Below are 20,338 nucleotides of genomic sequence, written 5' to 3'. Positions count from 1 at the left end.
GTGCCACATTTTGGCACCCGTTCGCCCACTCCCACGAGGAGGTGCACGCGTGAAGAAAAGCAGTACGTCGGTCCAGGAACTGCCCGGTGCCGCGGGCCACCTGCCGCACCCGCCCCCGGCGTGGCGGCCGCGTACCGACCCCGCGCCGCTGCTGCCCGACCCGGAGCCGTACCGCGTGCTGGGTACGGACGCCGCGGCCGGGGCCGACCCCGCCCTGCTGCTGCGGCTCTACACCGAGCTGGTCCGCGGGCGCAGGTACAACACGCAGGCCACGGCCCTGACCAAGCAGGGCAGGCTCGCCGTCTATCCGTCGAGCACCGGCCAGGAGGCCTGCCAGATCGCCGCCGCGCTGGTCCTCCGGGAGCAGGACTGGCTCTTCCCCAGCTACCGCGACACCCTCGCGGCCGTGGCGCGCGGGCTCGATCCCGTACAGGCGCTGACGCTGCTGCGTGGCGACTGGCACACCGGCTACGACCCGCACGAGCACCGGATCGCCCCGCTGTCGACACCGCTGGCCACCCAGCTGCCGCACGCCGTCGGCCTGGCGCACGCGGCCCGGCTCAAGGGGGACGACGTGGTCGCGCTCGCCCTCGTGGGCGACGGCGGCACCAGCGAGGGGGACTTCCACGAGGCGCTGAACTTCGCCGCCGTGTGGCAGGTCCCGGTCGTCTTCCTCGTCCAGAACAACGGCTTCGCGATCTCGGTGCCGCTCGCCAAGCAGAGCGCGGCGCCCTCCCTGGCCCACAAGGCCGTCGGGTACGGCATGCCGGGACGGCTGGTCGACGGCAACGATGTGGTCGCTGTGCACACCGTCCTCGGCGAGGCCCTGGCGCGCGCCGGGCGCGGCGGGGGACCGACGCTGGTCGAGGCCGTGACGTACCGCATGGACGCCCATACGAACGCCGACGACGCCACGCGCTACCGGGCGGGCGACGAGGTCGAGATCTGGCGCGCGCACGACCCGGTCCGGCTGCTCGAACGCGAGCTGACCGCGCGCGGGGTGCTCGACGAGGACGGCATCAGGAAGGCCGCGGACGCCGCCGAGACGATGGCCGCGCGGCTGCGCGACCGGATGAACGCCGAGCCGGTGCTCGACCCCATGGACCTCTTCGCGCATGTCTACGCGGACCAGACCGCCCAGCTGCGTGAGCAGGCGGCCCAACTCCGTGCTGAGCTGGACGCCTCGGCAGGGGAAGGCACGGAGGAAGGCCCCGGCGAAGGACACGGCGCAGGACGCGCGGAAGGACCCGGTGAGGCGCGATGACCACCGTCGCGGTGAAGCCAGCCACCATGGCGCAGGCCCTGCGGCGCGCGTTGCGCGACGCGATGGCCGAGGACCCCTCCGTCCATGTCCTCGGTGAGGACGTCGGCACGCTCGGCGGAGTCTTCCGGATCACCGACGGGCTCGCGGCCGAGTTCGGTGACGACCGCTGTACGGACACCCCGCTCGCCGAGGCCGGCATTCTGGGGGCGGCCGTCGGGATGGCGATGTACGGCCTGCGGCCCGTCGTGGAGATGCAGTTCGACGCCTTCGCCTATCCGTCGTTCGAGCAGCTGATCAGCCATGTGGCGAAGATGCGGAACCGCACGCGGGGCGCGATGCCGCTGCCGATCACCGTGCGGGTGCCGTACGGCGGCGGGATCGGCGGGGTCGAGCACCACAGCGACTCCTCGGAGGCGTACTACATGGCGACGCCCGGCCTCCACGTCGTCACGCCCGCGACGGTCGACGACGCGTACGGGCTGCTGCGGGCCGCGATCGCCTCCGACGATCCGGTGATCTTCCTGGAGCCGAAGCGGCTCTACTGGTCGAAGGCCCCGTGGTCGCCGGACGAGCCGGCCGAGGTCGCTCCGATCGGGCGGGCCGCCGTCCGGCGCCGGGGCACCAGCGCCACGCTGATCACCTACGGTCCTTCCGTGCCGGTCTGTCTGGAGGCGGCGGAGGCCGCCCGCGCCGAGGGCTGGGACCTGGAGGTCGTCGATCTGCGCTCGCTGGTGCCGTTCGACGACGAGACGGTCGCGGCGTCCGTGCGGCGCACGGGGCGCGCGGTCGTCGTCCATGAGTCCACCGGATTCGGCGGACCGGGCGGGGAGATCGCCGCGCGGGTCACCGAACGCTGCTTCCACCATCTGGAGGCGCCGGTGCTGCGCGTGGCCGGATTCGACATTCCCTATCCGCCGCCCATGCTGGAGAGGCACCATCTTCCGGGAGTGGACCGGGTGCTGGACGCGGTCGCGCGACTCCAGTGGGAGACGGAGAGCTGATGGCCCAGGTGCTGGAATTCAAACTGCCGGACCTCGGGGAAGGGCTGACCGAGGCGGAGATCGTCCGCTGGCTGGTGTCGGTGGGGGATGTCGTCGCCGTCGATCAGCCGGTGGTCGAGGTAGAGACGGCCAAGGCGATGGTGGAGGTGCCCTGCCCCTACGGGGGTGTGGTGACGGCGCGCTATGGCGAAGAGGGCACGGAGCTGCCCGTCGGGGCGCCGCTGCTGACAGTGGCGGTGGGCGCGTCGGAACCTGCCGACGCGTCGGGACCGGCCTCCGCCCCGACGGTGACGACGGCGGCCACGCCACAGGCCGCCGCGCCCGCCCCGGCCGCCGCTCCGGCCCCGGGCCCGACGCCTGCCCGCGCATCGGCTTCGGCCTCCGACGAGGCGTCGGGCAACGTACTGGTCGGCTACGGCACGGGCGCTCCCGCGGCGCGCAGACGCCGGGTCCGCCGGGCGCCGTTGAGCGCGTCCCCCGCCGCCCCCGCCCTCATTCGTGAACCGGTGAACGGTGCGGCCGGGCCGGTCCCGGTCGTCTCCCCGCTGGTACGCAGGCTGGCCCGTGAGCACGGTCTCGATCTGCGGGACCTGACGGGCACGGGGAGGGACGGGCTGATCCTGCGGTGCGATGTCGAGCAGGCGATCCACCAGGGCGCCACACAGGCACGGGCCGCCGTCAGCGCCCCGGCTCCTGCCATGGCTCCGGCTCCTGCTCCGTCCCCGGCACCGGCTCCGGCGGCGGCCTCCCCGTCCGCGCGGCCCGGCGTCACCAGGGTGCCTCTGCGTGGCGTACGCGGCGCGGTCGCGGACAAGCTCACCCGCAGCCGTCACGAGATCCCGGACGCGACCTGCTGGGTCGACGCGGACGCCACGGAACTGCTGGCCGCTCGCAGGGCGATGAACGCGGCCGGAGGGGCCAAGATCTCGCTGCTCGCCGTGTTCGCCAGGATCTGCACGGCGGCCCTCGCCCGCCACCCCGAGCTGAACTCCACCGTGGACCCGGCCGCCCGGGAGATCGTGCGCCTGCCGGAGGTGCATCTCGGGTTCGCCGCGCAGACCGACCGTGGCCTGGTCGTCCCCGTCGTACGGGACGCGCACGCCCGCTCGGCGGAGTCGCTGAGCGCCGAGTTCGCGCGGCTGACGGAGGCGGGCAGGTCGGGCACGCTCACGCCGGGCGAGCTGACCGGCGGGACGTTCACCCTCAACAACTACGGGGTGTTCGGGGTCGACGGCTCGACGCCGATCATCAATTACCCCGAGGCGGCGATGCTCGGGATCGGCCGGATCGTGCCCAAGCCGTGGGTGCACGAGGGTGAGCTGGCCGTGCGTCAGGTCGTCCAGCTGTCGCTCACCTTCGACCACCGCGTCTGCGACGGCGGCACGGCGGGCGGTTTCCTGCGCTACGTGGCGGACTGCGTCGAACAGCCGGCGGTGCTGCTGCGCACGCTGTAGGGAGACGGTCGCCCGGAAACAGGCCACCGCGGGTGCTGCGGCCGGGCGGTCGCGGCCCATACTTCAGCCATGACCGCGTATGACGCCATCGTGCTCGCCGGAGGTGCCGCCAAGAGGCTCGGCGGCGCCGACAAGCCTGGAGTACGCGTCGGGGGCCGATCGCTGCTCGACCGGGTGCTGGCGGCCTGCGAAGGGGCCGCCCGCACCGTGGTCGTGGGCAGCAGGCGGCCCACGGTACGGCCGGTGCGCTGGGCGCGCGAGGATCCGCCGGGCGGCGGGCCGGTCGCCGCGCTCGACGCGGGGGTGCGGTGTGCCGAGGCGGACACCGTGCTCGTACTCTCCGCGGACCTGCCGTTCCTGGGGGAGCCGACGGTGCGCCGCCTCATCGAGACGCTGGGCAGAACTGGCCGGGAGGGGGCGCTGCTCACCGACGCCGACGGCCGCGACCAGCCGCTCGTCGCCGCCTACCGCGCCGAACCGCTCCGCCGTGAACTGGCCCTTCTCGCCACCGAGTACGGCAGTCTGCCCGGCCTGCCGCTCCGCCTGCTGGTGCAGGAACTCGACCTCGCCCGGGTCGACGCCGATCCGTTCGCCTCCTTCGACTGCGACACCTGGGAAGACATCTCCACAGCGCGGGCCAGGATCAGAGAGCATGGGACCGTGCTGGACGAATGGATCACCGCAGTCAAGGACGAACTCGGCATCGAGCTGGATGTCGACACCCGTGTACTTCTCGACCTCGCCCGTGACGCCGCGCACGGCGTCGCCCGGCCTGCCGCGCCGCTGACGACCTTCCTGGTCGGCTACGCGGCGGCCAAGGCGGGCGGAGACGGTCCCGAGGCGGTCGCCGAAGCCGCCCGCAAGGCCGTGGCGCTCGCCCTGCGCTGGGCGGAGGAGACGGAGGGCACCGACGGACCAGGCGCCAAGGGGGCCGACGCCGGATGACGGCCCAGGACCGCGAGGGCGACGGGTTCGACGACGCCCTGGCCCTCGTCGGCAAAGAGCCACCGTGTGCGGGCCCGGCGCCGGACCTGGTCACCGCCCCGGCGCACAATCCGTGTCACAGCCATGGGCACAGCCATGAACAGGGCCAAAGCCAGGGCAAGGGTTCGGGCCAGGAACAGGACCGGGCCCGTGGCGCCGCATCGGGCCACGGCACGGGACCGGGCCACGGCGCCACACAAGACCCTGGCGCCGCTTCCGCCACCAGCGCTCGGCACCGCGCCGAGCCATGGGAGGCCGCCCGCGCGCTCTCGGTCCGCGCGGCAGGGTCGGTCCCGGCCGCCCGCACCGCCTCCGTACCCCTCGACCGGGCGCTGGGCCGGGCGCTCGCCGAGCCGCTCACCGCACTCACCGATCTGCCGTCCTTCGACACCTCCGCCATGGACGGCTGGGCGGTCTCGGGCCCGGGTCCCTGGTCCGTGCGGCCCGTCAAGGATTCCTCGCGCGACGGGGCGACGGCCGACGCCCCCGGAACGCGGGCGGCCGACACTCCTGGTGTCCAGGGCGCCGACACCCCTGACGTCCAGGTTTCCGGCACCCCCGGCCTCCAGGACGCCGACGACCTCGGCATCCTGGCCGGTCATGGTGCGGTGGCTCCGCTCCCGGACGGTACGGCCGTACGGATCGCCACCGGCGCCCGTATCCCGCCCGACACGACCGCGGTGATCCGCAGCGAGCATGCCCGTACGGACAGCCGGGGCCATCTCCACGCCGACCGCGAGGTGATCCCCGGACAGGACATCAGACCGCGCGGCCAGGAGTGCCGGGCCGGCGACCGGCTGCTGCCCGCCGGCTCCCTGGTGACCCCCGCAGTCCTCGGGCTCGCGGCGGCGGCCGGCTATGACGAACTGCTCACCTTCCCGCGCCCGCGCGTGGAGGTGCTGGTCCTCGGCGACGAACTGCTCACCGAGGGGCTGCCCCACGACGGGCTGATCCGCGACGCGCTGGGCCCCATGCTCGCGCCCTGGCTCCGGACGCTCGGCGCCGATGTCATCGCCACCCGCCGGATCCGCGATGACGCCGAGGCGCTGCGCCGCGCGGTCACCCGGTCCACGGCGGATCTCGTCCTCACCACGGGCGGTACGGCCGGCGGACCCGTCGACCATGTCCACCCGGTGCTCGACAAGACGGGCGCCGAGCTGCTGGTCGACGGGGTCGCCGTACGCCCCGGGCATCCCATGCTGCTGGCCCGGTTGCCCTCGGGGCGGCATCTGGTCGGGCTGCCGGGCAACCCGCTCGCCGCGGTCTCCGGGCTGCTGACGCTGGCCGAGCCCCTGCTGCGCACGCTGGCGGGGCGGGCGCCCCGTCCTCCGTACCGCGCACCGCTGCGGGACGCGGTACACGGCCACCCGCATGACACCCGCCTGGTGCCGTTCGTGCACCATGACGAGGGGCTCGTACCGCTGCACTTCAACGGTCCCGCCATGCTGCGCGGCATCGCCGCGGCGGATGGACTCGCGGTCGTGCCGCCGGGCGGCGCGCGGCCAGGTGACGAACTCGAAGTTCTCGACCTGCCGTGGGCGGCATCGGTCGATGGAGGGTGTTTCACGTGAAACTTCCCGGCCAAGATGCGATGGCCAGGCACGCCGACGAACATCTCGTCGCGGCGCGGGTCAAGCTTCCGCGCCGTACGGCCGTACAGCCCCTGCGTCAGGTCACCAGGCGACTGTTGATGGCGCTGTTCGTCCTCGCTCTGACGGTGTTTCTCGTCTATATCGACAGAAACGGCTACCACGACAACGCGGATGACTCGGTCGACTTCCTCGACGCCGTCTACTACGCGACCGTCACGCTCTCGACGACGGGGTACGGCGACATCGTCCCGTACAGCGACAGCGCGCGGCTGGTCAATGTGCTGCTGGTGACCCCGTTGCGGGTGCTTTTCCTGATCATCCTGGTCGGTACCACTCTCGAAGTGCTCACGGAGCGCACCCGGGAGGAGTGGCGGCTGAACCGCTGGAGGTCCAACTTGCGTGACCACACCGTCATCGTCGGCTTCGGCACCAAGGGCCGCTCGGCGATGCAGACCCTCTGTGCCACGGGGCTCAAGAAGGAACAGATCGTCATCGTCGATCCGTCCAACAAGGTCATCGACGCGGCCAACGCGGAAGGGTTCGTGGGCGTGGTCGGCGACGCGACCCGGAGCGATGTGCTGATCCGTGCCGAATTGCAGCGGGCGCGTCAGATAGTCATCGCCACCCAGCGCGACGATACGGCCGTGCTGGTGGCGCTGACCGCACGTCAGCTCAACCGGGCCGCGAAGATCGTCGCCGCCGTGCGCGAGGAGGAGAACGCACCGCTCCTGCGCCAGTCCGGGGCCGACGCCGTCATCACCAGCGCCAGCGCGGCCGGCCGGCTGCTGGGGCTGTCCGTGCTCAGTCCGAGCGCGGGCACGGTGATGGAGGATCTGATCCAGCAGGGCAGCGGCCTCGACATCATCGAACGCCCCGTCATAAAGGCCGAGGTGGGCCGGAATGTGCGGGAGACGGACGATCTCGTGGTGAGCGTGCTGCGCGGCCACCGGCTGATGGGTTACGACGACCCCGCCGCCAGCCCGCTCCAGCTGACCGACCGTCTGATCACCATTGTCCGGGCGCAGAGCCCGTCGGGGCCCGACCACGCGAACTGACCGTACCGGGCGCCGCTTCGCATCCGCCGGAGTAGCCTCGCGGCCATGCATGCGATCACGATTCCGGAACCCGGTGGCCCCGAGGCGCTTGTATGGGCCGAGGTGCCCGATCCCGTCCCCGGCGAGGGCGAGGTGCTCGTCGACGTGGCGGCGAGCGCCGTCAACCGCGCGGACCTGCTGCAACGACAGGGCTTCTACGATCCCCCGGCCGGCTCGGCCCCGTACCCCGGTCTGGAGTGCGCGGGCACGATCGCCGCACTCGGCCCGGGGGTTTCGGGGTGGGCCGTCGGCGACGAGGTATGCGCGCTGCTGGCGGGCGGGGGGTACGCCGAGAAGGTCGCCGTCCCGGCCGGACAGCTGCTTCCCGTACCGAGCGGCCTGGACCTGGTCTCGGCCGCCGCGCTCCCCGAGGTCACCTGCACCGTCTGGTCGAACGTCTTCATGGTGTCGCATCTGCGACCGGGCGAGACGGTGCTCCTGCACGGCGGGGGGAGCGGGATCGGCACGATGGCGATCCAGCTGGCCAAGGCGGTGGGCGCGCGTGTCGCGGTCACGGCGGGCGGCCCCGAGAAGCTGGCACGCTGCGCCGAGCTGGGAGCGGACATCCTGATCGACTACCGCGAGCAGGACTTCGTGGAGGAGATCCGCAAGGCCACGGACGGCGCGGGCGCGGATGTCATTCTCGATATCGTCGGCGCGAAATACCTGGAACGGAATGTACGGGCCCTGGCCGTGAACGGCCGGCTGGCGGTGATCGGCCTCCAGGGCGGAGTGAAGGCCGAACTCAATCTGGGCGCCCTGCTCGGCAAGCGCGGCGCCATCACGGCGACCTCCCTGCGCCACCGGCCGCTGGCCGAGAAGGCGGCGATCGTCGCGGCCGTACGGGAGCATGTCTGGCCGCTGATCGCCGACGGCCGGGTCCGCCCGATCGTGGACCGGACACTGCCCATGCCGGAGGCGGCCGAGGCGCACCGCGCCCTGGAGGCGAGCACGCACGTCGGCAAGATCCTGCTGCTCACGTCCGCGAGCGCCTGAACCAGGCTCACCGGCCGACGGGCGCCCCCAGGCGCCCGATACACCGACGCCTGAGTCGGCGTCCGACCTTCGGCGTCTGACCTTCGACACCTGATCGTCGGAGTCCGATCGTCAGTGTCCGACCGTCGGTGTCTGATACGTCCGCGGCCCGGCACACCACTCGGTGCGCCGGGCCGCGCCGGACAGAGTCAGCCGCCCCGGACAGAGTCGTCGGAGCGATCCGAAAGATCCAGGAGATCTACAGGTACGGGCCCGAGCCGATCGTGCCGTGGCCCTGATCCCCGTCATCCTCCTGGACCGAACCCGGCGGCAGCGCGCGGCGCATCTGCTCCAGCTGGGCCCTGGCCGCCATCTGCTGCGCGAACAGCGCCGTCTGGATCCCGTGGAAGAGGCCCTCCAGCCAGCCCACCAGCTGGGCCTGCGCGATCCGCAGTTCCGCCTCGGAGGGAATGGCCTCGTCCGTGAAGGGGAGCGAGAGCCTCTCCAACTCCTCGACGAGTTCGGGGGCGAGCCCGTCCTCCAACTCCTTCACGGAGCCCGCGTGGATCTCCTTGAGCCGTACCCGGCTCGCCTCGTCCAGAGGCGCCGCCCGCACCTCCTCCAGAAGCTGCTTGATCATGCTGCCGATGCGCATGACCTTCGCGGGCTGCTCGACCATCTCCGTCACCGGGATCTCTCGCGCGCCGTCGTCGGTTCCACCGCCGCCGAGCGCCATCCCGTCCTGTCCCACCACAAGAACGTGGGGGCTCTCCTGCGACCGTTCGTTCCTCGGCATCTCCATGCGGCCCATTGTCTCGCACATGTGCGTCACCACATGGTGTGCCCCCGTACGAAGGCGGATGACCCTGGTACGGGGGCACGGTCGCGCGGTGATCCCCTGGACGGGCCCGTGGGGTCAGGGGTTACGTCGCCGCCCGGCGGCCGAGCACCCGGTGCGAGCGGGTGACCAGCGCCGCCAGGATCGCGGCGCCCAGCGGCACGGCGACCAGCAGCGCGGCCAGCGTCCCCCACGGGATCACGATCGGTACGTGCGGAGCGGTGACGGCGCCGAGACCCTCGTCGAGCGCCTTGTGGTACCAGTCCAGCTCGCCGCGTCGCTGGGTCAGCCGCAGCCCGATCGCCGGGAGCACCCCGGCCGCCGAGCCGAGCAGTACACCCATCACGGCCACCACCCCGCACTGGAACCCGCTGAGCGTCCGGCGGACCCGCGCCGGGGCGCCGACCGCGGCGAGTGTCTTGAGGTCGGCCTCGGCGTCGGCCTGCGCGAGACCGGTGGCGATACCGGCGGCGCCGATGGTGACCAGCCCCGCGAAGACGGTCAGCGCCAGCAGCACGATGTCGCTCTCGCTCTCGTACCCGTTCTCGATGTGGAGCGTGACATCGCTGCCGGTCTTGTCGAGCTCGCTGTCCAGCTTCTGCTTCTGGGCGCTGTTCGGCATGGCGCCGGTCGAGTAGTACGCACCGAGCGGGACGGTGCTGAGACCCGCCGCCTCCGCAGTGGCCGGGGTCATGATCATCGCGATGCCGTACACGTTGGGCGCGTCCCCGACCTGGTGGGCGGCGACCGACGTGACGACGCCCGGTGCTTCCTCGCCCTTCTCCCTGGCCGCGTCGGCCGCGTCCGTGTCGGTGACCAGCCGGATGCCGATCTTGCCGTTCGTGTCGATGTTCCGCTTGTCGAAGGAGACGATCCGCCCGTCCGCCAGCGCCTTCTCGGCGCCCGCGTCCTTGACCCCGAGGACCTTCAGCAGCTTGGCGTCACCGATCAGCACACCGCCGTTGACGAAGCTGTAGATGTCGCTCTCCTTGCAGCGCCAGTCCTTGACGAGCTTGCGCCGCTCGGCCTTGCTGTACTTCTCCGCAGGGTCCTCGCCACCGTTGGCCGTCGCCCACAGCGGGCACTGGTTGGCCTTCGGTACGACGACCTCGTACTGCCCGCAGCCGTCCTCGCCGCCCCACATCGAGCAACTGGACTTCCCGACCGAGATCCGGTCCACGTCGGCCCGAATCTCGGTGGGCAGATTCTGCTGGACGGCCGTACGCACGGCCGGGACATCCCGGCCGCCGCCCTCGTTGAGCATCACGGAGACCGCGCCGTGGGGCAGCTGCGGTGTATACGCGGCCCGGCTCTCGGCATCGCTGCTCGCCTGGTACGTCGAGACCGCCACCGTGCCCGCGACCGCGGCCAGCACCGCGGCCACGGCGGGGGCCGTGCGTCCCCGGTTGCGTACGGCGTCACGCAGCGCCAGCCGCGGTGAGAGCGGCATCCAGCGACCGATCCGGCCGAAGAGACCCACCAGGGCCGGCGTCAGCGCGACCACACCCAGCTCGGCGAGGGCGCTGCCGCCCGCGACGACCGCGAACTGGTCGGTCATCGTCGACCCGTACAGCGCGATCGCGGCACCGAGCGCGAACGCGATCAGCCCGAGGACCGGCAGCACCTTGCTGCTTCCGCGCACCCCGCGGCGGCCGGTGAGCGAGGCCAGCACGGTCTGACGGGACGCGGTGACGGCCGGGACGATCGCCGCCAGCAGACCGGTGAGCACGGCCAGCGCCGCGATACCGATCAGTTCCAGCGGCCGGAACTCCAGGCCGCCGAAGCGCTGGCCGAGGTAGTCCTCCAGCACGGGACGCAGGGCGATGGTGAGGGCGATACCGAGGACCGTACCGACGACAGCCGCGACGACACCGATCACCAGACCGCCACCGAGCACGATGGCCCGGATATGGCGCCGGTCGCCGCCGTTGGCCCCGACCAGGCCGAGCTGACGGCGCGAGCGCCGGGCGCCGACCGCGAAGGCGGGCCCCGCCAGCAGACAGATCTCCAGCATCGCGAGACCGACGATGGTGCCGGCCGCGGCCATCTCGAAGGTCTTGGACGCCGCGCTCTGCTCGTACGTTCCCCAGCCGTCCTGCTGGTACAGCGGGACGTCCGAGTCGGCGGGCGGGTTCAGCTGTACGTCGCGTGAGGTGACCGTGACGCCCTTGGCGTTGGCCTTCTGCACCATGTTCCACGTGAAACCGCCCGAGACGCGCACCAGTTGCGTGGTGGTCGGGGACGTGCCGGGCAGATCGTCGGCCTTCAGAGCCTTGTCGAGCGGAGCCAGGAACGCGCCGGGAAGGGCGGTGACCTGGTCGGAGTCGAGGGAGCTGGGGAGTTCGTACGCGCCGACGATCCGGTAGTCGGCGTCGAGCCCCCGGGCGGTCAGCTTCGAGCCCACGCGAAGCCCGCTGGTCTCCAGGAAGTGCGTGGTCGCGGCGACCTCGCCGCCCTTCTCCGGGAAGCGCCCGTCGAGGAGGCGCATGATGCCCCGGGCCATCGGGTCCGACGCCTTGATCTCCCGGATCTCGGTGTGCAGCAGCCCGTGCGTGGTGCGGAGTTTGCCGGATCCGACCGTGTCCTCCAGGACGGTGGAGCCCGCCGGGATGGCCTTCTTGATGTCCGTGGGACCGTCGGGCCACGGCTTGTCCTCGAAGTCGCCGACCGGTGCGTACTGCTCGCCCGTCGGGCTCTGTAGGAGGGGCTCACCGGCCAGCAAGGGGTCGGAGATCCGCGCGTCGGCCCGGCCGAGGTCGCGGTCCAGGCGTTCCGTCGCCGAGAGGTCCGAGCTGCGCAGCGTCAGATCCGCGGCGCTCACGCCGAGGATGGGCAGCGCGATCATGGAGAGGACGAGGAAGCTGCGTCCCTTGAAGCGCCAGGCGTCGCGGCGGGCTATCCGTATCGCGGCGCGCCAGGAGTGGAACCAGGTCTTCACAGCTCGGCCGCCTGGCCCGTCAGCAGCGAGTCCGCCTGGCTGCGCAGCGTCTGGTCGACGACCGCGCCGTCCCGCAGGAAGATCACGCGGTCGGCCCAGGCCGCGAAGCGCGGCTCGTGGGTGACCAGGATGCCGGCCGCGCCGGCGTCACAGCGCGTGCGCAGCAGCGCGAGCACGGACTCGCCGGTCTCGGAGTCCAGGGCGCCGGTCGGCTCGTCCGCGAGGACCAGACGCCGGTCACCGACGAGGGCGCGGGCGATCGCCACGCGCTGCTGCTGGCCACCGGACATCTCGTCGGGGAACCGGTCGGCGAGCTCCTCCAGGCCCATCTCCCGGAGCGCGGCCAGGGCCTCGACGCGGCCCTTGCGCGCGGAAACGCCGTCGAGCTCGCGGGGCAGCGCGATGTTCTCCGCGGCGGTGAGCGCGGGGATCAGGTTGTAGTCCTGGAAGACGTAGCCGATGCTGCGACGGCGCAGGGCCGCCAGCTTCTTGCGGTCGACGGTGGTGATGTCGGTGTCCTCGACGATCACGCGGCCCGAGGTGGGGTTGTCGAGGCCGCCCGCGATGGTGAGCAGCGTGGACTTGCCGGAGCCCGACGGGCCCATGACGGCGACGAGTTCGCCGGGGAATACATCGAGGTTGATACCGCGCAGCGCGTGCACCTCGGTGGCGCCGCTGCCGTGGACGCGGGTCAGCTCCTGGAGCTGGAGCACGGGCCGCTGCGACGAGCGCTGCTGTGACTGATGCGATGGCGCCTGATGCTGCTGTGACGTCGGGTGTGACGGCTGTGACGGTTGTGGTGACTGTGACTGGTGTGGCTGATGTGATTTGCGAGCCATGAGGGTTCCCCCCTTTGGGCGTACGCGGACGTACGAGCGGTTCGGTGTGACGAGTGAGATGGCGCGGGAGGCGGTGCGGTCGCCCCAGAGACCCCGCGGGCTCCGGCCGGGCGGTTCGGGCGGCGGCCGGAGCCGCGGACAGTGGTGTCCGCGGCTCCGGCGCGGTCAGTCGGCCGTCGAGCCGGCGGACGGTGCGGAGGAGGCGGGCGCCGCCGTGGGTGTGGAAGCGGCAGCGGAAGCGGGCGTGGACCGGCTGGTGGCCCCGGGCGTGGATCCGGGCGTGGATCCGGCGGCCGGATCGCCCGGCGGCGTCTCCGGCTGCTTGCCGCCGCGCCCCGGCATCATCGCGAGCCGGATCAGCCGGACTTCGCAGTGGTCGAGCCAGCGGGCCTCCGCCTCGGTCTGGAAGATGAGCTGTTCCAGGACGAGGAGCCACGCCACCTCGTCCCGGTCGGTCGGAACGGCTTCCAGAGCCTGCGCCTTCAGCCGCGTGTAGTCCTGCATCGCCTGGATGGTGTGGTGCCGCTGCGCCTGGATGACCTCCCGGATGTCGACACCCGGAGCCCCGACCGCCATGGCGAGTTTGATCGCCAGTTCGTCGCGTGGCGGGCTGGCGCGGTCGACGGGCGTACGGAACCAGGACCGCAGCTCCGCGCGGCCGGTCTCCGTGATCACGTAGAGCGTGTGACCCGCCTCGTCCTCGCCCTCCTGCGTGACCATGCCGTCGCGCTCCAGCCGGCTCAGGGTCGTATAGACCTGGCCGACGTTGAGCGGCCAGGTGGAACCGGTGCGCGACTCGAACTCCGTACGGAGCTGGGAGCCGTAACGCGGACCGCGTTCGAGGAGGGCGAGAAGCCCGTGGCGAATGGACATACTCAGTATGTATACCGAGTAAGTCGCGGCCCGCAAGCGACCTGAGGCGGACGTCATAAGTACGCCATAAGGAGGACCCTCGGCGAGGCGGGGAGTCTCAGCGCCGTCGGAGCCGCAGCCCGAGGAAGCCGAGCCCCAGGCCGAGCAGCGTGATTCCGGCGCCCAGGGTCAGTACGGGAACCGGCCGGGGAGCCGACCTGTCGAGGGCCGTCGCGTCCGGCCTGCGGGCGGCGCTGGACGGCGCGGACGCGGATGCCGTCGGCTCGCCCGAACCCGCCCGCTCCTCCGGCGGCCTCGGGGCTTCCCCCGGCTCGTCGGCCGCACTCCACTCGTCCGCCGCCTCCTCGTCCGTACGCGCGGGGGCGGAGTCGGACGGTTTCGCGGACGCGGAAGGGGACGACGGCTTACGGGAAGGGGCGGGCGGCTTCGCCGGGGAGGACGGCCGGCCGGGCCGTACGGGTGCCGCGCTCTCCGCGCTCGCGCTCGGACCCACGTCCTCGGGCGACGCGTCCTCGGAATCCGGCTCCGGCGGTCTGCCCGGCCGCGTCTTCCCCTCCCCGGCGAGACGCCCGGCCAGCGAGGAGACCGCGGGTTCGGGGGCCGCGGACGTGCGCGGCGGGGGTGGTGCGGACTCCTCGGCGTACGCGCCGGGTGCGGCCAGCAACAGGGATGCGACCGCGATCGCGCAAGAGGTGCGGAACCTTGGAGTCACCGATCCAGCGTCACATGGGGCGACAAGTCCGGCATCCCGGACGTTCCATGGGTGGGGGATACGTGCGGTGAGGGGTGCGCGTTCCGGCGGACGGCCGGTCCGTCGTGAGTACTACGCGCCGCTCCGAAGTACGACGGAAGTGCGCGCCGACCAGAAGGTACGACGGACGTACGCGCTGATCGGAAGTGCGACGGACGTACGACGCCGAGGGCACGGCAGCCCGGCTCCGGGCCGGCCGGGCCGACAGATCCGGCCCCGGACCGACTTACTCCGGATCCCCCGTGGAGATCGTCAGCTCGAACTCCTGCTCCTTGGGCAGCACGGCGGCGCCCGGCCGCGGGTACTGGCCGATCACGATGTCCTCGGCCTGCGTGCCGTCGTTCTGCTTCTTCGGCTCCGACCAGGTCCACCCCGCGGCGCGGAGGCAGTCCTTGACCGAGAGGACGTCCTTGTAGCGCAGATCCGGGACGGTCACCTTGGTCGGGTCGAGGCCGTCCTCCGAGGCATCCGAGCACTTCGTCGCGTCGATGGTCCGGTTCCGCTCCGGGTCCCGGTGGCCCGCGACCGGTGCGGCGGAGTCGCCGGCGCCCGGATCCGCGTTCGTGCCGCCGGGCGAGTCCTGGTTCATCGAGAGCACCGTGATCAGCCCGGCGACCGCAAGGGCCGCGACCGCGATCGCGCCCACGACGACCGGCATGTTCCGCCGGCCGCCCGGCCGGCCGCCTCCGCCGTGCCCCCCGCCGTGCGCGCCATGGCCGGAACCGGCCGTCGTCTGGTGCTGGGGCGACATCGTGTACTGCTGCGGAACCGGCGACGGGGCCTGGTACGCCGGTGGCGGCGTCTGCGGATAGCCGTAGCCGGGCCCGGCGCCGGGCCCCGGCGTGTGCGCCGGCGCCGACGTCCGCATCGGGTTCGCGTTCGGCGTCGGAGGCCCGTAGGGACCCGGCTGGTACGGCGTCTGCACGCCCTGCGCGCTCGGCGGCGCCTGCACCGACTGGTCCAGCGGCGGGAAGACCGCCGAGCCCACGCCCGCACCGCTGTTCCGCGGCATGCCCTGCACGATCACCGGCGCGCCCACCTGCCCGCCGGGCATCACCCGCGCGCATTCGTCGCGCATGGCCTCCGCGCTCGGGAAGCGCTCGTTCGGGTTCTTCTTCAGTGCCCGTCCGACCAGCGCGTCGATCGCGGGGGTGATCGAGCGGTTGATGCTGGACGGAGCGACCGGCTCCTCCTGCACATGCGCGTATGCGATCGCCAGCGGCGAGTCCGCGTCGAACGGCAGCCTGCCCGTCAGCAGTTGGAAGAGCATGATGCCGACCGAGTAGAGGTCGGAGCGCGCGTCGACACCGCGCCCGAGCGCCTGCTCGGGCGACAGGTACTGCGGCGTACCGACGACCATGCCGGTCTGTGTCATCGACGTCACACCCGACTGCATGGCGCGCGCGATGCCGAAGTCCATGACCTTGACGATGCCGCGCTTGGTCATCATCACGTTGCCGGGCTTGATGTCCCGGTGGACCAGCCCCATCTCGTGGCTGGTCTCCAGCGCGGCCAGCACATCGGCCGTCACCTTCAGCGCCTTGTCGGCCGGCATCGCCCCGTACTGGGCGATGTCCGCCTGGAGCACGGAGCCGAGCGGCTGCCCCTCGACGTACTCCATGACGATGTACGGCATGAGCGCGCCGGACCCCGCTGCGGAGCCGCTCTCGTGAAGCGTGTCCTCGCCCGTGTCGAAGACGGAGACGATATTGGTGTGCGACAGCTTGGCGACGGCCTGGGCCTCGCGGCGGAAGCGCTCGCGGAAGGACTGCTCGCGCCCCAGCTCCGTGTGGAGTGTCTTGATCGCGACCTGACGGTCGAGCGCCACGTCGTACGCCAGGTAGACGGACGCCATACCGCCTTCGCCGAGCAGGTCCCGGAGCTGGTACCGGCCCCCCGCGACCGAACCGCCCGCATAGCGGCCCTGTGCGCCGTCCTGGCTCATGACTTGCTTCCCCCTCGGCGCGCTGACGCGAATACGCGCCAAGTCTGCCCGAGGGCACTGACACGTCAAGCCGGGTGCCCGTTCCGTGACCGTACGCACAACAAGCGTCTCGGAAGCGTTACAGGAAAAGCATGGAATTTGCATGGGTACCGCGTGAGCGGGTTTCATGACCGGTCCATCCTGGACCGGCGTGTCACACGGAGGCTGTAGCGTGATGTGGCATAGCCACCCCTGAGACACCCTCTGAGACACACAGACCCTCTGAGACACACAGACATACCGCGGGGCGCCTCGCGCGCGCGTGCGCTTCCGCGGACAGAAACGACGGCGAGGACTGATGGCACCCGAACCCGAAGCAGGCGGCGGAGTGTCGGATGCGGCGGACTCCTGGGGCGACAACGGATTGGTCGGCGGGATGGTCGGCGACGGCCGCTACCGCATGACCCACCGCCTGGGGCGCGGCGGCATGGCCGAGGTGTTCGCGGCCGAGGATGTACGGCTGGGACGCATCGTCGCCGTCAAGCTGCTCCGGGCGGATCTCGCCGAGGACCCGGTCTCCAAGGCCCGCTTCACCCGCGAGGCGCAGTCGGTCGCCGGGCTGAACCACCATGCGGTGGTGGCGGTGTACGACTCGGGCGAGGACACCGTCAACGGCCAGACCGTGCCGTACATCGTGATGGAGCTGGTCGAGGGCCGCACCATCCGTGATCTGCTGGTCAGCGCGGAGGCTCCGCCGCCCGAGCAGGCGCTGATCATCGTCTCCGGGGTGCTGGAGGCGCTCGCCTACTCGCACCAGCACGGCATCGTGCACCGGGACATCAAGCCCGCGAACGTGATCATCACGGACGCCGGCGCGGTGAAGGTGATGGACTTCGGTATCGCGCGTGCCCTGCACGGCGCGCAGTCGACGATGACCCAGACCGGCATGGTCATGGGCACGCCGCAGTATCTCTCTCCCGAGCAGGCGCTGGGCAAGGCCGTCGACCACCGCAGCGACCTGTACGCCACGGGCTGTCTGCTCTACGAACTGCTCGCCCTGCGGCCCCCGTTCACCGGTGAGACCCCGCTCTCGGTCGTCTACCAGCATGTCCAGGACATCCCGGTCCCGCCGTCCGAGGTCTCGGACGTGGCGCCGCCGGAGCTGGACGGCCTGGTCATGCGTTCGCTCGCGAAGGAGCCGGACGACCGGTTCCAGAGTGCCGAGGAGATGCGCGGGCTGATCCAGTACGGCATGCAGATGCTCCAGCAGCACGGCAGCCATACGGGTACCTGGAACACCGGGGCGGTCGAGCCGCACATGGGCGGGAACACCCCGGCGATGGGCATGGCCGCGACGACCGCGATGGGGCACCCGCCGCACGGTGACACCTCACAGGGCCCGATCCTGCCGCCGAGGAACCCGGACGACGGCGGGTACGACGGCGGGCACCAGGGCGGCGGCGGCCGAGGCAAGATGTGGATCTTCGTCGCGCTCGCGGTGATCGCGATCGTGGCGGGGGTGGCCTACGCGCTCCAGGGCATCGGCGACACGAACGGCGGCAGCGACAAGACGGAGAACAAGCCGTCGAGCACCACGAGCGAGTCGACACCGAGCGACTCGCCCTCGCCCTCGGACTCCCAGGACGAGGACACCACGGAGCCGGACACCTCCACGGGAGGCAACCACCTGCCGAGCTACACGCCGGAAGAGTCTCCGTCGGAGACGCCGAGCGAGTCCGACGAGTCGAGTGAGAGTCCGCCGCCTCCTCCGGAGACGGGTTCGACGGGCTCCGGCACCGGCGGGTCGAGCACGGGCACGTCGGACGGAGGCACCTCCGACGGCGGTACGTCGGACGGAGGCACGTCGGACGGCGGTACGTCGGACGGGGGCACCTCGGACGGCGGTACGTCCGACGGGGGCGCCACCGTGGGCACGACGACGGGCAACAACGGCGCCCCCGGCGGGAACGGCGCGAACGGCGATCCCGGCGCCGGAGGCACCACTCCCTGACCGGAGGGCCGCGCGCGGACGGGGACGGGCCGCGTGGGGACGGGCCGCGCGCCGCTCCTCGCGGCCCGCGCGCCCTCCCTGAGCCGGGATCAGCCGGCGAAGGCCTCGCGCACCGCCTCGTACTCCCGCGTCCACCACACCGCGAGGGCCGACACCGCTGCGAACAGCGGGTCGGCCCTTCGGTCGTCCAGCTGGTAGCGCCAGCGCAGTATCCAGAAGTCGTTGAGCCGCTCCCACCACACCCGGTGCACGGCCGCGGCCAGTTCGGAGGCGCGGGCGCCGGCCGCCCGGCGGTAGGCGCGCGCGTACGCCCGTACCTTCGTCAGCTCCAGCTCACCCGTCGGCCGGACGAAGAAGATCGCCGCTGCCCGTACCGCCTCCTCGGCGCGCGGCTGTACGCCGAGCCGGTCCCAGTCGATGATCGCGACCGGATCGTCGCCCCGGTAGAGCAGATTCAGCGGGTGGAAGTCGCCGTGCACCCAGCCCGTGGCCGATTCCGCGCCGGCGGGCGGTCTGCGGTGGGCGTGGCGTTCCAGCAGGTCCCGGCGTTCCATGAGGCGGTGTTCGGCCAGTGCGTCGAAGACGTCCCTGCGGGTACGGCCGCGGGCCAGGGAGAGCAGCTCGTCGATGAGGTCGAAGGTGTCGGCGGGGTCGGGGCTGTCGTACGCGAGCGCCGGCGGCTCGGGCTCCATCACCCGCTCCAGGCGGGTGTGCACGAGTCCGAGGAGCGCGCCGAGGTGGCCCGATCCGCGGGCGGACAGCTGCGAGCCGTCGCGATGGCGTCCATCGATCCACGGGTGCAGGGCGTAGCAGTGGCCGCCGATGACCGCGACGGTGTCGCCGTCGGCGTTCTCGACGGGCGGCGCGACGGGCACGCCGAGCGTCTGGAGCCGTTGGGTGGCGCGGTGCTGGCGGGCGATGGTGTCGCGGTCGCCGTCCAGGTGGTGCTTGAGGAAGTAGGCGCCCCGGGTGGTGCGGAGGCGGTAGCCGCGGTTGAGAAGCCCTTGGGCGACGGGTTCGCAGGAGAGCGGCTCGCCCGCGTTCCGGTAGCGGCGCAGGAGCGTACGGACGGGCGGCGCGGGGGCGTGGAGCGGGAGCGTGGAGTGCAGTGGGGCCGAGGGGTGAGGCGGGGCTGACGGGTGGAGCGGGGCGGAGGGGTGCGGTGGTGCGGACGGGTGTGGTGGTGCGGAGGGATGTACGGGGGCAAGCACGGAACGAGGTGCACGAGCGGCGGCAGGCACGGGAAGGGAGATCACGGCGGTCGCAGCAGGTGCGGCGATTTCATATGAGCGCGGCACTTGTCAGATGTTAGATCACGCAACGTGTTGGCTTCGTCGCTCCATGGAATAGTCGAGCGTATGTACGGTAACGAACTGGGGTGTAAGCCGCATATACACCGGATCGAAGGGTTCACCGTCCACGCGGCGGGGGCCCGTGCCGAACATTTCCACCTCGGGGGCCGTCGGCTCGATGATCTCGGCGGTCCCGGTGAACTCCACCGACCACCGGTCCGCCTCGTCGCTGCTGAAGTTGTCCGCGCCGTACGCCACCACGCCGCCGCCGCACGCCCGGTGGTAGCCGAGGCCCGCGTGCATGCGCAGCAGGACGGATCCGCAGGCCACGACATGGCGGGCGGGCGCCACGAACGGCATCGCGCGCATACTCGTCGCCACTCGCCCGTACGGCACCCGGCTGAGCAGATCGATGGCTCGGAGTTCCTCGGTGGACATATCGTCCACTGTCCGTGACCGAGGGCCTCCCCAACAGAGGAGGCGGCCCTGTATGCGCGGGACGTAGGTC

At 72.0% G+C, this 20,338-nt stretch carries 16 protein-coding genes; 8 read left to right on the top strand and 8 right to left on the bottom strand.

The features are described from left to right. The first annotated feature begins 49 nt into the window (after nt 1-49). The 7 genes from pdhA to CU044_RS35775 all read left to right on the top strand — a co-directional run bounded on the left by pdhA (nt 50) and on the right by CU044_RS35775 (nt 8,385). Entirely contained in the window at nt 50-1,264 is a 1,215-nt protein-coding gene (gene pdhA / locus CU044_RS35805; RefSeq protein WP_129772929.1) for a pyruvate dehydrogenase (acetyl-transferring) E1 component subunit alpha, read from the top strand. Then, on the top strand, nt 1,261-2,265 hold the full coding sequence (locus CU044_RS35800) for an alpha-ketoacid dehydrogenase subunit beta (RefSeq protein WP_129772928.1): 1,005 nt from the start codon (nt 1,261-1,263) through the stop codon (nt 2,263-2,265). Before pdhA ends, CU044_RS35800 begins: the two co-directional genes overlap by 4 nt. Beyond that, nucleotides 2,265-3,719: a dihydrolipoamide acetyltransferase family protein gene (locus CU044_RS35795; protein WP_129772927.1), complete on the top strand. Its 1,455-nt coding sequence runs from the start codon at nt 2,265-2,267 to the stop codon at nt 3,717-3,719. The genes CU044_RS35800 and CU044_RS35795 overlap by 1 nt, the downstream gene beginning before the upstream one ends. A gap of 69 nt (nt 3,720-3,788) precedes the next feature. Then, nucleotides 3,789-4,664 carry an NTP transferase domain-containing protein gene (locus tag CU044_RS35790; RefSeq protein WP_129772926.1) on the top strand — a complete coding sequence of 292 codons (876 nt, stop codon included), beginning with the start codon at nt 3,789-3,791 and terminating at the stop codon, nt 4,662-4,664. Next, nucleotides 4,661-6,274: a molybdopterin molybdotransferase MoeA gene (locus tag CU044_RS35785; protein WP_129772925.1), complete on the top strand. Its 1,614-nt coding sequence runs from the start codon at nt 4,661-4,663 to the stop codon at nt 6,272-6,274. Before CU044_RS35790 ends, CU044_RS35785 begins: the two co-directional genes overlap by 4 nt. 20 nt (nt 6,275-6,294) lie before the next feature. Further along, complete coding sequence (locus tag CU044_RS35780) at nt 6,295-7,350, top strand: potassium channel family protein (protein WP_129772981.1); 1,056 nt, start codon at nt 6,295-6,297, stop codon at nt 7,348-7,350. A gap of 45 nt (nt 7,351-7,395) precedes the next feature. Beyond that, nucleotides 7,396-8,385, top strand: coding sequence for an NAD(P)H-quinone oxidoreductase (locus tag CU044_RS35775; protein WP_129772924.1), 990 nt, complete (start codon nt 7,396-7,398; stop codon nt 8,383-8,385). 238 nt (nt 8,386-8,623) lie between these two features. Here CU044_RS35775 and CU044_RS35770 read toward each other — a convergent pair whose 3' ends face one another. From CU044_RS35770 to CU044_RS35740, 6 genes are all read right to left on the bottom strand, one after another. Beyond that, nucleotides 8,624-9,166 carry a bacterial proteasome activator family protein gene (locus CU044_RS35770; protein WP_129772923.1) on the bottom strand — a complete coding sequence of 181 codons (543 nt, stop codon included), beginning with the start codon at nt 9,164-9,166 and terminating at the stop codon, nt 8,624-8,626. 121 nt (nt 9,167-9,287) lie between these two features. Next, nucleotides 9,288-12,140: an ABC transporter permease gene (locus CU044_RS35765; protein ID WP_129772922.1), complete on the bottom strand. Its 2,853-nt coding sequence runs from the start codon at nt 12,138-12,140 to the stop codon at nt 9,288-9,290. Next, entirely contained in the window at nt 12,137-12,853 is a 717-nt protein-coding gene (locus CU044_RS35760) for an ABC transporter ATP-binding protein (protein ID WP_129772921.1), read from the bottom strand. The genes CU044_RS35765 and CU044_RS35760 overlap by 4 nt, the downstream gene beginning before the upstream one ends. 291 nt (nt 12,854-13,144) lie before the next feature. Then, a complete protein-coding gene (locus CU044_RS35755) occupies nt 13,145-13,852 on the bottom strand; it encodes a PadR family transcriptional regulator (protein WP_129772920.1) in 708 nt (235 codons plus the stop codon). A gap of 97 nt (nt 13,853-13,949) precedes the next feature. Then, entirely contained in the window at nt 13,950-14,564 is a 615-nt protein-coding gene (locus CU044_RS38935) for a hypothetical protein (RefSeq protein WP_165372049.1), read from the bottom strand. Nucleotides 14,565-14,829: 265 nt separating this feature from the next. Continuing rightward, nucleotides 14,830-16,548 carry a Stk1 family PASTA domain-containing Ser/Thr kinase gene (locus CU044_RS35740; protein WP_129772917.1) on the bottom strand — a complete coding sequence of 573 codons (1,719 nt, stop codon included), beginning with the start codon at nt 16,546-16,548 and terminating at the stop codon, nt 14,830-14,832. Nucleotides 16,549-16,885: 337 nt separating this feature from the next. Here CU044_RS35740 and CU044_RS35735 point away from each other — a divergent pair, with 337 nt between their 5' ends. Continuing rightward, nucleotides 16,886-18,538 (top strand): protein kinase, encoded by a 1,653-nt coding sequence (locus CU044_RS35735; RefSeq protein ID WP_129772916.1) that lies wholly within the window; start codon nt 16,886-16,888, stop codon nt 18,536-18,538. Between the two features lie 89 nt (nt 18,539-18,627). Here the strand turns inward: CU044_RS35735 and CU044_RS35730 are convergent, their stop codons facing one another. Together CU044_RS35730 and CU044_RS35725 are read right to left on the bottom strand one after the other, a co-directional pair. Beyond that, nucleotides 18,628-19,647 carry a phosphotransferase gene (locus CU044_RS35730; RefSeq protein WP_240046039.1) on the bottom strand — a complete coding sequence of 340 codons (1,020 nt, stop codon included), beginning with the start codon at nt 19,645-19,647 and terminating at the stop codon, nt 18,628-18,630. A 204-nt stretch (nt 19,648-19,851) separates the two neighbouring features. Next, nucleotides 19,852-20,268: a pyridoxamine 5'-phosphate oxidase family protein gene (locus CU044_RS35725; RefSeq protein WP_129772914.1), complete on the bottom strand. Its 417-nt coding sequence runs from the start codon at nt 20,266-20,268 to the stop codon at nt 19,852-19,854. Between the last annotated feature and the right edge of the window lie 70 nt (nt 20,269-20,338).

Origin of the sequence: Streptomyces sp. L-9-10 (genome assembly GCF_004151105.1) — a bacterium.
Classification (GTDB): Bacteria; Actinomycetota; Actinomycetes; order Streptomycetales; family Streptomycetaceae; genus Streptomyces.
This window is presented reverse-complemented; position numbering and strand designations above follow the sequence as displayed.